The 12,217-nt window shown below is 62.1% G+C and carries 10 protein-coding genes; 3 read left to right on the top strand and 7 right to left on the bottom strand.

Going from position 1 to position 12,217, the window contains the following annotated elements:
- Positions 1 to 360, bottom strand: coding sequence for a PEP-CTERM sorting domain-containing protein (locus tag HY836_RS07255; protein ID WP_290675003.1), 360 nt, complete (start codon positions 358 to 360; stop codon positions 1 to 3).
- 506 nt (positions 361 to 866) lie between these two features.
- On the opposite strand from HY836_RS07255, the gene HY836_RS07260 reads away from it, so the two are divergent.
- Complete coding sequence (locus HY836_RS07260; RefSeq protein ID WP_290675005.1) at positions 867 to 1,763, top strand: DMT family transporter; 897 nt, start codon at positions 867 to 869, stop codon at positions 1,761 to 1,763.
- Here HY836_RS07260 and HY836_RS07265 read toward each other — a convergent pair whose 3' ends face one another.
- Positions 1,764 to 2,918 (bottom strand): acyl-CoA dehydrogenase family protein, encoded by a 1,155-nt coding sequence (locus HY836_RS07265; protein WP_290675007.1) that lies wholly within the window; start codon positions 2,916 to 2,918, stop codon positions 1,764 to 1,766.
- 160 nt (positions 2,919 to 3,078) lie between these two features.
- Here HY836_RS07265 and HY836_RS07270 point away from each other — a divergent pair, with 160 nt between their 5' ends.
- Both HY836_RS07270 and HY836_RS07275 read left to right on the top strand, forming a co-directional pair.
- Complete coding sequence (locus HY836_RS07270; protein WP_290675009.1) at positions 3,079 to 3,954, top strand: SDR family oxidoreductase; 876 nt, start codon at positions 3,079 to 3,081, stop codon at positions 3,952 to 3,954.
- A gap of 162 nt (positions 3,955 to 4,116) precedes the next feature.
- A complete protein-coding gene (locus HY836_RS07275; RefSeq protein WP_290675011.1) occupies positions 4,117 to 4,815 on the top strand; it encodes an START domain-containing protein in 699 nt (232 codons plus the stop codon).
- A gap of 15 nt (positions 4,816 to 4,830) precedes the next feature.
- On the opposite strand, the gene HY836_RS07280 is transcribed toward HY836_RS07275, so the two are convergent.
- The 5 genes from HY836_RS07280 to HY836_RS07300 all read right to left on the bottom strand — a co-directional run bounded on the left by HY836_RS07280 (position 4,831) and on the right by HY836_RS07300 (position 12,200).
- The gene (locus HY836_RS07280; RefSeq protein WP_290675013.1) at positions 4,831 to 7,554 is read right to left on the bottom strand and encodes a response regulator; all 2,724 of its coding nucleotides are present in this window, start codon (positions 7,552 to 7,554) and stop codon (positions 4,831 to 4,833) included.
- Between the two features lie 16 nt (positions 7,555 to 7,570).
- Positions 7,571 to 8,332: an ABC transporter substrate-binding protein gene (locus HY836_RS07285; protein ID WP_290675015.1), complete on the bottom strand. Its 762-nt coding sequence runs from the start codon at positions 8,330 to 8,332 to the stop codon at positions 7,571 to 7,573.
- A 66-nt stretch (positions 8,333 to 8,398) separates the two neighbouring features.
- Complete coding sequence (gene ada / locus HY836_RS07290; RefSeq protein WP_290675017.1) at positions 8,399 to 9,235, bottom strand: bifunctional DNA-binding transcriptional regulator/O6-methylguanine-DNA methyltransferase Ada; 837 nt, start codon at positions 9,233 to 9,235, stop codon at positions 8,399 to 8,401.
- A 95-nt stretch (positions 9,236 to 9,330) separates the two neighbouring features.
- Positions 9,331 to 10,620, bottom strand: a complete 1,290-nt coding sequence (locus tag HY836_RS07295) for an NADH:flavin oxidoreductase/NADH oxidase family protein (protein WP_290675019.1) — start codon at positions 10,618 to 10,620, stop codon at positions 9,331 to 9,333.
- 95 nt (positions 10,621 to 10,715) lie between these two features.
- Entirely contained in the window at positions 10,716 to 12,200 is a 1,485-nt protein-coding gene (locus tag HY836_RS07300) for an NAD(P)/FAD-dependent oxidoreductase (protein ID WP_290675021.1), read from the bottom strand.
- Positions 12,201 to 12,217 lie beyond the last annotated feature (17 nt).

Genomic DNA, 12,217 nt, shown 5'->3' on the forward strand with positions numbered 1-12,217 from the left:
TCAGTGCATCTTCGACCTGCGGCGCAACGCACCAAGTGCGCCCAGGCCGATGGCCATCATCACCCACGACGACGCCTCTGGCACCACGCTCACCTTGATGCTTCCAGAGGCGTATTTATTGACATAGGCGCCGGGATTTGAAATTCCCCCGCTAACTGCCATGCTGTAGACGCCCGGCTTCAATGTTGCCAGCACGGTTGCCCGCAAGCCTGCACCAGTTGTACTAGGCAGCAGAGTTGGTGTGAAGTCACCATTGGGTCCTGTCAGGGTCAGTCGAGTCGCGGGAACGCCCGGGTCATTCGTGCGGTCCACATCAAACTGAACCGACGTGTCGCTCAGAACCGAAAAGGACAACGCCATGCTCGATGAAGCGTTGCCACCTGAAGGCCCCACGTCCCCCGAAGGCCCGTTGTACCACCAAGACGACGTTGTCCATATCGAGATGCTGCTGTCACCGATAAGTGAAACTGCAGACGCACGACCCGTCGTCAACCCTCGCCCCCCCGTCGCCGCAAACGACGCGCTTTGGCCCACAGAAGCAGATACCGTGCTTCCTGTTGGTGTGCGGCTTGTCTGACCCACGGTCGCGGAACCACTTTGACTGACCACGCTGAGTTGGGCTTGGGCTGCCAACGGCAACGCAATCAGCAACGCCACGCATGACGCGTGTAACCTCATATTCATGAGTTTTCCTTCCTGTTTTATGTGTGGATTCAGCCCGACGTCGAGCTTGGGCTGAATTGAAAGCCTAGCAGATCAAACACCTTAGTCAATCGGCCTAACCCGACAGCCAGATTGAACCCAAGCTGCCAATGGCCACCAGAAGTTGGCCTATTCGTTTTTGGCTTCGCCGCTAGACTGAGCCCATGACCTCACTCGCGCGTACGCCAGCTCACAGCGACATCCTGCAGGGCTATCTGGCGGCCTTGGCCACCGTGGTCATCTGGGCGGGCTTCATCCTGATCTCGCGCCTGGGTGGCAAGACCGCCCTCACCGGCTGGGACATCGTGGCCCTGCGCCTGGGTACGGCATCCTTGTTCCTGCTGCCCTTTTCACTGAGCCTGCCTGCAGGCACCTGGCGCAACAAGCGCATGTGGGCCATGGCCCTTATCGGCGGCCTGCTGTTTCTGATCCTGGTGTATGCGGGCTTCAAGCGCGCGCCGGCAGCTCATGGCGGCATCCTGTTGCCGGGCATGCAACCCTTTCTGGTGACCGCGCTGGCCTGGCTGCTCATGGGCGCAAGGCCGTCACGCCTGCGCCTGCTGGGCCTGATCCCGATTGCGGCTGGCGTGGGCTGCGTCGCCGCACCTCAGATGCTGGGGGCCCATGATGGGCCCTCCACCCTGAGCGGCGATCTGTTCCTGCTGGGTGGCTCGCTGGCCTGGGCCACCTACAGCGTGCTGGTCAAGAAGTGGGTGGTCGATGCCTGGCTGCTCACGCGCTTTGTGGCGCTGGCATCGTGCCTGGTCTACATGCCCATCTACCTGGCCTTCCTGCCCAAGGGCATTGACCAGACGCCCATGTCCATGCTCTTGCTGCAAGGGCTGTATCAGGGGCTGGGGCCCACCATCGTGGCCATGCTGCTGTTCCTGCGCGCCGTAGCCATCCTGGGCGCCGAGCGCACCGGGGCGCTGGTGGCCCTTGTGCCCGTGATGGCCGGCCTGGGCGCCGTGCCCTTGCTGGGCGAACCACTCACGGGCTGGCTGGTAGCAGGGCTGGTGCTGGTGTCAGGCGGCGCTTTTCTGTCAGCCCGCCTGAAGTGATCACAGCCCCATCTGCTTGGAGATGATCTCGTTCATGATCTCGTGCGTGCCGCCACCGATCGAGAGAATGCGGTTGTCGCGGTAGAGGCGCTCGACCACGGACTCGCGCATATAGCCCATGCCACCAAAGATCTGCACGGCTTCATACGTCACCTCATCGGCCACATCGGTGGCGAAATTCTTGGCCATGGACACTTCCTGGATGGCGGTCTTGCCAGCCTGCATGCGGGCAGCCACGCGGTAGGCGTACTCACGCGCCACGTCCACCTTGGTGGCCATCTCGGCCAGCTTGTGGCGGATCACCTGGTGCTTGCTCAAGGGCTTGCCGAAGGTGACACGGTCCTTGACGTAGTCCAGGCAGGCTTCCAGCGCCATCTGGGCGGTCATGTAGGCCATCACGGCCAGGGCCAGACGCTCGGCCTGGAAGTTGGCCATGATCAGCATGAAGCCCGCGTTCTCCGGGCCAACCAGGTTGCTCACGGGCACGCGCACATCCTCGAAGAACAGTTCGGCGGTGTCAGACGCCCACCAACCCATCTTCTTGAGATTGCGGCCTACCGAGAAGCCGGGCGTGCCCTTCTCGATCAGCAGCAACGACACGCCGGCATAACCTTCGCCGCCCGTGCGCACGGCCACGGTGTAGTAGTCGGCGCGCACACCGGACGTGATGAAGGTCTTGGATCCATTGACGACATAGTGATCGCCATCCCGCACGGCACGCGTTTTCAGATTGGCCACGTCGGAGCCGCCACCGGGCTCGGTGATGGCCAGCGCGGCAATCTTGTCGCCTGCCAGCACAGCGGGGACCACGCGCTGCTGCACTTCGGGCGAAGCGCCGCGCCAGATGGGGGGCGTACCGATGTCCAGCGAACCCAGGCTGGCCACCAGGCCGCCAGATGTGCTGCGCATCAGCTCTTCGCTGACGGCCAGCTTCATGAACACGTCGTCGGCATAACTGCCGCCCAGGTGCTCGGGATGGCCGATACCCAGGATACCCAGATCACCCGCCTTCTTGTACAACTCACGCGGGAAGCTGCCTGCCTCTTCCCACTCGGCGATATGGGGCTTGATTTCCTGCTCGACGAAACGGCGTGCGGTGGCGCGGGCCATCTCATGGGTTTCGTTGAAGTACGTGACGAAGGGTGTGGTGCTCATGCTGGCGTCTCCTGTAGCGGCCACCTTGGTGCGGCCTTGTTCGCATACCCAATACTACAATCAATTTACCAAGACGGCCACCGGTTGACGCAAACGTAAAGCATCGGTACAGTCGCCCATATTCTTTCCCCTACCAACACGATTTCCGAGGACGACATCCATGAGCGCGCAGCACTACGACAGCATCTTCCGATCCGGTCTGTTCACCGGCCAGGTCCATGTGGTCACCGGTGGGGGCAGCGGCATCGGGCGCTGCGTGGCGCACGAACTGGCCGCACTGGGCGCCACCGTGGTCATCACGGGCCGCAATGAGGAAAAGCTGGCCCGTGTGGTGGCCGAGATCACGGAAGACGGCGGCAAGGCCGATTCTTTCGCCTTCGACATCCGCGACGAAGACCAGGTCAAAACCGCCGTGGCGGGCATCGTGGCCAAGCACGGCCAGATCCATGGCCTGGTGAACAACGCCGGCGGCCAGTTCCCCTCGCCCATGAACATGATCTCCAAGCGCGGGTTCGATGCAGTGGTCACCAACAACCTGACGGGCGGCTTTTTGATGATGCGCGAGGTCTTCAACCAGACCATGATGAAGCAGGGCGGCGCCATCGTGAACATGACCGCCGACATGTGGAACGGCATGCCGGGCATGGCGCACTCTGGCGCAGCACGCGCCGGCATGGCCAACCTGACCAAGACGGCAGCCTATGAGTGGGCTGCCTCCCATGTGCGCGTCAACGCCGTGGCGCCCGGCTGGATCGCATCGAGCGGCATGGACAGTTACGGCCCCGCCATGGCCCCCATGATCCGCGTGCTCAAGGACAACCTGCCGGCCAAGCGCCTGGGCCTGGAGGCCGAGGTCAGCTCGGTCATCTGCTTCCTGCTGAGCCCGGGCGCTTCCTTCGTCACCGGCATCACGGTGGCCATCGACGGCGGCGCCCCGCTGCACAGCCCTGTCATGCCGACGGCCAACCATGCTGGCGCGCCCAGCTACGATGGTTTCCATCGTTCTGTGGTGCCTGCCGTGCTGAAGGATCTTTGATCGAGCAGTGGCCATCCGCGCGCAGAAGGGGTAAAAAGGAGCGCCCCATCGTCGCCAAAGCACCCCTCAGTCTGCGATTGCGCTTGCTTCTGCGCAAATCACACTGCCGTGAGCTTGCTACGCTGGACCGTTTGCAAACCTGCTTCAACGGAGACGTTCGCCATGTCCTCACTGCGCATGACCTTTCTTGCTCTGAGCCTCTTGAGCCTGAGCGCACCGGTATTGGCCGCCAACGACTGGGAAACCGTTCGACAAGGCCAGGGACGCGAAGACGTGAGCACCTGGGTGCGCAGCGTGGATGGCATGACCGTCAAGGCGTTCAAGGGCGTGACCGAGGTGCACTACTCGGCCCTGACCGTGCTGGCGCTGCTGGCCGACACCAACGGCCTGAACAACTGGGTCTACCACTGCAAAACCAGCGGTCCCACCGACAAATTCCCGCCCGATCACACCTATGCGCGCTTCAAGGGCATCTGGCCCGCATCAGATCGCGACGTGATGTTCCGCTCTACCGTCAGCCAGCAAGCCGATGGCGCCATCGTGGTGGACTCCAATCAGGTGGAAGGCTACCCACAACAGGATGGACATGTGCGCATGCCCTACCTGCACAACACCTTCAAGCTCGTGCCGCTCAAGGGCAACTGGACCCGCGTCGAGTTCGAAACCCAGGTTGACCTGGGTGGTCTGGTGCCTGACTGGCTGGCCAACGCCGTGTCCACCAAGGCCCCCCTGGTGACGCTGGAAGGCCTGCGCAAACAAGTGGCCCAGCCCCGCTACCAGGTCAAGTCATTGAGTGAACTGCCGGCCCACTATCACAAGGGCAAGCCCATGGTGCTGCCTGAGGGGCACCTCACGCCATGACCTGAGCTGTTCTGGTCAGCTCGTCAACGCTGCATCAATACCAACGAGCACCTGATCCAGTTCGCGGGCCATGATCAACACGGCTTGCTCGATTTGATCAGGTGAGGCCTGCGCCTGGACCTCAGCCGCCACCTGCTGGCAAGCCTGTGCGAGCCCCAAGGCGCCGAGTGTATTGGCCACGCTCTGCATGGTGTGCAACAGGCGCTTGACGGTATCGATATCGCCCTGCTGCCAGGCCGTCTGCCACTGCGCGATGAAGTGGCGCTCCCGCTCGACAAAGATGCGCAGCATGCGCATATACAAGGTCGCGTTACCCAAGGTACGGGCCAGACCCACATGGACATCGACACCAGGCAAATGCAAGGGCAAGCCCGCTGGCGCCGTTGAAGCCTGCCCGGCCCTTGATGCCTGATTGAGAGCACGCGTCCATTTCGCCAGCGTGCGGTAGAGCTCCTCCACATCAATGGGCTTGGCGACGTGGTCATTCATGCCTGCAGCCAGCGCACGCTCGCGGTCACCCAGCATGGCATTGGCCGTCATCGCGATGACAGGCAGCTCCCGCCACGCCGGGTTCTGGCGAATGTGGCTCGTTGCGGTATAGCCGTCCATACCGGGCATCTGGCAATCCATGAGCACGGCATCAAATGGCTGCTCGGCCAACATCGCCAAGGCCGTCTGCCCGTCCTTGGCCACCGCCACCGTCACCCCGACACGCTGCAGCAACTCGATAGCCAGCTCCTGGTTGATCTCGTTGTCTTCCGCCAGCAGCACGCGCACGCCAGCCAGACGCTTCTGGTGATCGGTCAAAGCCAGCTTGATATCACGGGCCATCTCCACGGCAGGCGCGCCAGGGGCAACCAGCACCCGCACACAGGCATCGTGCAGGGACGACGGCGTCACAGGCTTGGTCAACACGGCCTGCACCTGTACCTCTTCCTGACGCATGCGGCGCAACACCTCGTCGCGGCTGAAGGCCGTGACCATCAGCACCTGCGGGCGATCATGCCCCGCCTGCGCCAGGCGACGCGCGCAACTGACGCCATCCAGGCCTGGCATCTTCCAGTCCAGCAAGACAAGCTGGAAAGGCCGCCCGGCTTCGCTGGCCTCATGGACCATCCGCAAAGCCTGCTCACCGTCGTGGGCTTCATCCACCGCAAAGCCCATGCGCACGGCCATGCTGGCGAGCACCTCTCTGGCAGCGGCGTTGTCGTCCACCACCAGCAAACGCCCGCCTGAGGGCAAAGGCAAGGCGCCAGGCTGCTGAGCCTGCGAGGCCCCCAGGCCCATGCGCAAATTGAAATAGAAGGTGCTGCCCTTGCCTTCGTGACTGTCCACTTCTATGGTGGAGCCCATCATGCGCACCAGCTTCTGGCTGATGGCCAGGCCCAGCCCGGTGCCACCAAAGCGCCGAGAGGTTGACATCTCCGCCTGCGTGAAAGGTGTGAACAAGCGCTCCTGCTGAGCCTCACTCATGCCAACGCCCGTGTCCTTGACCCAGAACCGCAACACCACCGAACCGGCGCTGCGCTCGATCTCTTCCACGCCCACCATGACCTCGCCCTGGCTGGTGAACTTCACTGCATTGGCAGCCAGGTTGACCAGCACCTGGTGCAGGCGCAAGGGGTCGCCCATCACACGATCAGGCACACCGGGCGACTGCACGAGCAACAACTCCAGATCCTTTTCCTCCGCCTTCAGACCAATGAGATCTGCCAGGCCATTGAGCGTGTCGTACAGGCTGAACTCGACAGATTCAATGTCCAGCTTGCCTGCCTCGATCTTGGAAAAATCCAGGATGTCATTGATGATGCCCAGCAACAATTTGGCCGAGGTGTGCACCTTCTGCACATAGTTGCTCTGACGTGTGTCCAGGCCACTTTGCAGCGCCAGTTCAGACATGCCGATGATGGCGTTCATGGGCGTGCGGATCTCGTGGCTCATGTTCGCCAGAAATTCGCTCTTGGCCTCGTTGGCCAGCACGGCGGCTTCCTTGTCGATGGTGAGCTGCTGGCTGCGCGACTCCATTTCGCGACGCTTGCCGATCTCGTTCATCAGCGACAGACGCATGCCATTGATGGACGCCACCAGGGCATCGATCTCATCGCGGCGGTGCGCCTGCCTCTGCGGCAACTGCAAGGCAGTGTCCAGGTTGTCGATCGACAAGGTGGACGAAAAACGGGCAATCCGGGTGAGATGACGCGTGATCAACAAGCGCATGCCCAGCACGATGGCAAAAGCCAGCACGGTGGTGCGAACCACCTCGGCCACGATAATGGTGACGGCCGTTTCCTTCAGTCTGGCATACAGGCCGTCCAGAGAAACCTCGACCTGCAGCTGCCCGATCACCTGGTGTTGCCCGGGCTGCATCGGGTCGGTATAGGCCAGGTCATAGACGCGCCGCAAGGTGGGCACCACGAAGCTCAGTGCAGCAGGGCTGGCGTGGGGCTTGCCAACCGCCTTGACCCGAAACGGCAAGTCACCGGTGACATCTACATAGGTCACGTCGGGTAACTTCGCGATGCCATCGAGCTGCTTTTCGATCAGCGATTGATCAAGCAGCCACACATTGGCCGTCAAGGCCGGCACATGGCTGGATTCGATCAGATGCAGGTTGTCTTCCACCGCGCGCAGACCGACGCGGTAACCGCCATAGATCTGATAGGCGGCCGCCAGCAGCGCGATGCCCAGGCTGATCAGCAACACCAGCAGGGTCATGCGGCGCGTGATGGAGTACGTCATGGCGCAACGCCTCCTGTCAGGGTTGAAGTTCCTGCTTGAACGCAGTCAGCATGCGATCGTATTCGCCATTGGCCTTGATGGCTTGCAAGCCTTTCTCGAACACCTCGGACAGGCGCTTGCCATCAGGATGTGCACGAGAAAAACTGACCCAGAAGCGGTCCATGCCAATGGCGCCAACCCGTTTGATCTGCCCCTTGAGCGCGGGCTCCTGCTTGATACGGTAATAGCCCGGCATGGTGTTGAGCAGGATGTAATTCACCCTTTTGGCCACCAGCATCTTGACAAGGTTACCGTCCGACACGGCGCTCAGCTTCTTGATGCGCGGGTTCTGCATGAAGTCGGTCGGATAGGTGTAGCCGATCGTGATGCCCACTGCCTGGCCCTCCAGGTCTTTCTGCTTCATGTCTCGGGCGTTCACCTCACTGCGCGCAAAGATGCCCAACTCTTCCTGAAACAGCGGCGTGGGATGCCAGTAGAACAAGTCCTTGTTGGTTTCGGTTCGCGTGGTGTCAAAACACCCCACCACCGTCCCCTTCTCTGCGTAATGCAGGCACCTTGAAAAAGGGACGACCTGAAAGCGCACCTCCACGTCCTGGGTCTTGAATGCGGCCTTGACCAAGGCGGGTGACAAACCCTCGGGGCCCGTGCGATCAGCGCGCATGGATGAATAAGGGGCCCAGTCGTCCTCGGCGGCCACGGTCACCACCTCAGTGGCCATGGCGGTTGTCCACAGTCCCGCACATACAGCCAGCACCGACCATGTTGCCCGAATAGCCATTTCAGATCTCCTGGTCGGACAATGTAGCGCCTTTCCCCCCGCTTCGATAGCCAGACCAGATCGGTATCACTCCCGATGTATCACTGCACCTTCTCGTTTCAGCAAAGCGCATTTGCGCTCGACGCCCCAACGGTAGCCGGATAACGATCCATCACTTCTCACAACCCGATGGCAGGGAATGGCCACAGCCAGCGCATTGGCCGCACAAGCGCCAGCCACCGCCCGCACAGCCTTGGGCGAGCCGATGCGTTCGGCCAGTTCGCTGTAGCTCACCGTTTGCCCGGGCGGTATGGCACGCAAGGCCTGCCATACCCGCTGCTGAAAGGCGGTGCCGCGAATGTCCAAAGGCAGTTGCAGGCCCAGTTGAGGCGCCTCGATCAAGCCGATGACCTGTGCCACACATTGCTCGAAGCCGGCATCGGCGCCGATCAATTCGGCGGCGGGGAAACGATCTTGCAGATCGCGCAGCAGCGCATCAGCCTCTTCGCCCAGCAAGATGGCGCAAACGCCACGCTCACTGGCGGCTACGAGCACGGCACCCAGCGAACACTGGCCCACAGCGAAGCGAATGCAGTGATCGCGCCCCCCTGCCTTGAACTCCGATGGCGTCATGCCGAGCACCGCATGGGTTTGCTCGTAAAAGCGTCCGCTGGAACCATATCCCGCGTCATACATGGCTTGCGTCACCGAGCCACCTTGCACAAGCGCTTCACGCACGCGCGCGGCACGATGCGCCGCCGCATAGCCCTTTGGCGTCAACCCGATCCGGGCTTTGAACACCCGCTGCAGGTGTGCGGCGCTCAGGCCAGCCCATGCGGCCAGCTCGGACAAGCTGGGTTCCGAACGGGCCTGCTCTATGTAGCGACACATCGCTACCACCCATTCCGTATGTGAATCTGCCAAGTTTGTACTCTGCTGCATGCGGTATTGACAGCATCACTTTAGCCACATACCGACGTCTCCGCACTCCGATTCTTGCGATGAACGCATCGACCACATCAACTCGCCCGGAACTTGGGCATGCTGAACTCCCCCTTCAGGAAGTTGCCAACCAGGTAGGTCAAGGCCACCTTGAGCACAGACTCATTGGGCCGTGCCTGCCCTTCACGCGCAATGCGCATCAACTGATGGCTGTACCAGATCACCTCCATCATGCGAGAGCGATCGATGTAGCCGATGCCACTGACACGGGGTGACACGGCGTACTGTGGATCCAGACCGGCCAGCAGTCGCTGGGGCGTGGACGCATCGATGCACATCAGGCGCCCCAGGCCAATGAAGTCCAGCGAGCCCGAAGCCAAGGCCTCTTGCATGCCCGCCACCGACCGGAAGCCACCCGTCACCATCAAGGGCACCTTGGTTTGTTGGCGCACCTGCTCGGCAAAGTCCATGAAATAGGCCTCACGCTGGCGTGTGCTGTCCTTGATCGGCTGCTCGGAGCCCGTCATCGCAGGGGCTTCATACGTGCCGCCGGAAATCTCGACCATGTCGATGCCGGCCTCGGCGATCGCCAGCACCGCGTCCATCGACTCCGCTTCGTTGAAGCCACCACGCTGGAAATCCGCCGAGTTGAGCTTGATGCCAATGGGGAAGTCAGGGCCCACGGCCTCACGCATGCTGCGGTACACCGCCATCAGGAAGCGCCTGCGGTTATCAGCCGAACCACCCCATTTGTCTGAACGTCGGTTGTGGTGTGGTGACAGGAACTGGCTGATCAAGTAGCCATGGGCCGCGTGGATCTGCACACCACCAAAACCCGCCTGTTTGGCAATGCGTGCCGTGCGACCAAAGCGCACGATGGTGTCTTCGATCTCGGCGGGCGTCATCTCGCGGGGCTTGCCGAAGAACGGCGCCAACTCCGGCTTGAAGGGGATGGCTGAAGGTGCCACCGTCTCCTTGTTCAAGCCGATCATGGCCTGCTTGCCAGGATGGTTGATCTGCATCCACAAGGCGGTGCCATTGCGAGAACCGGCCTCGGCCCATTGCTTGAGAAACGCCAGGTGGCGCTCGTCTTCCACCACCACATTGCCGGGCTCACTGCGCGCACGCTGGTCCACCATCACATTGCCCGTGATGCTCAAGCCGATGCCGCCTTCAGCCCAGGCCTTGTACAAAGGCAGCAGGCAATCGAGCGGCCTTCCCTTCTTGTCGCCCATGGACTCATGCAGGGCTGACTTCACCAGCCGGTTCTTGATGGCCACGCCATTGCGCAGCTTGAAAGACTGCCCCAGGGACACGGCCGAGCCATCCGTGGACGATGACGGTGCAAACGATGATGTGATGTTCATGAGATCCAACAACAGTGAAGCAAACAAGAAGAAAGGTAGCTAGGGCGCTGCCGCGTCAAGCCGCCGCAGAGGGTGACGTGAGCGGGTCCACTGGCTCAGCCTTTCTGAACGATGTGATCCTGCGCCTCGAAGCTCGCCAGCTGCCTGCGCATCTCGAAGGTCGACCAAGGCCAGGCCGTGCTGTTGCGGCCATTGGCATCCAGGTAATAGCTCTGACAGCCGCCGATGTTCCACACCGTGTGCTGCAAGGCCTCCTGCAGGCGATCGTTGTAGCGGCGATGCCGTTCAGGGTCCACGTCAATCGTGCGATAGCCCTTGGCACGCGCCTGCTTCAGCGCATCCACGATGTAGGCCAGTTGGGCCTCGATGATGATGACCGCCGATGAGCTCACGGCCAGATTTGGCCCGATCGTCAGGAAGGCATTGGGACAGTCCAGCACCATGGTGCCCAGGTAGCCCTCAGGGCTGCCCTTCCAGCGCTGCGCCACTGGCACACCACTGCGGCCTTTGATGCGCTCGGCAATGGGCGGCGCCGTGATCTCGAAGCCCGTGCCCAGGATGATGGTGTCGACCTCGTGCGCGCTGCCGTCTGCGGCGATGACACGCGAGCCCTCGATCGCCTTCACGCCGTGCGGCACCAGCGACACGTTGGGCTTCGTCAAGGCCCGATACCAATGGTTGGATTGCAGGATGCGCTTGCAACCGGCCACATAGTTGGGCGTGAGCAGGCGCCGCATGGCCGGATCCTTCACGCTGCGGTGGATGTTGTGGCGCGCCAGGGCCTGCACCAGGCGCATCGCCGCCGGATGGCGAATGCCGCCATTGAGCATCTCGAACACACCATAGATGCCCGCCCGCATGAGCTTTTGCGTCAACGGCAGCCTGGCAAACAGCCCACGCGCCCAAGGTGGAATACCCAGATCCATCTTGGGCAGGATCCACTGCGGCGTGCGCTGGAACACCGTCATGTGGCCCACCTGCGGCTGGATGGTCGGCACGAACTGGATGGCAGACGCCCCCGTGCCGATCACGGCCACACGGCGCCCCCGCAGATCATGCTCATGCCGCCACTGTGAGGAATGGAACACCTGCCCCGGGAAAGCGGCCAGGCCAGGCACATCCGGCAAGACAGGCTCGTGCATGGGCCCGCAGGCCATGATGGCAAAGCGTGCCGTGTAAGGCCCCTGGCTGGTCTGCAGATGCCAGAGCTGATCGGCTTCAGACCAGCTCGCCTCCAGCAACTCGTGCTGGAAGCGGCAGCGCGAGGTCACGCCATGCCGTGCGGCCACGTCCTGCAGATAACGGCGAATTTCCTCCTGCGGCGCGAACACGCGGCTCCAGTCCGGCTTGGGCGCAAACGAGTAGGAGTACAGCGCCGAGGGCACATCACACGCGCAACCTGGATAGGTGTTGTCACGCCAGACGCCGCCCAGGCTGGGCGCCTTCTCCAGCACAACGACATCCTGGATGCCTTCCTGCAGCAAGCGGATGGCCGCGCCAATACCGGCAAAGCCCGCCCCGACGATGATGATCTCGCTGTGGCGCACCTCGCGCTTTGCACTCGACTGATCTGACCCCATGAAACCGTCCTTTTCTG

It is taken from the genome of Aquabacterium sp. (genome assembly GCF_016234775.1).
In the GTDB taxonomy this organism is placed as follows: domain Bacteria; phylum Pseudomonadota; class Gammaproteobacteria; order Burkholderiales; family Burkholderiaceae_C; genus Aquabacterium.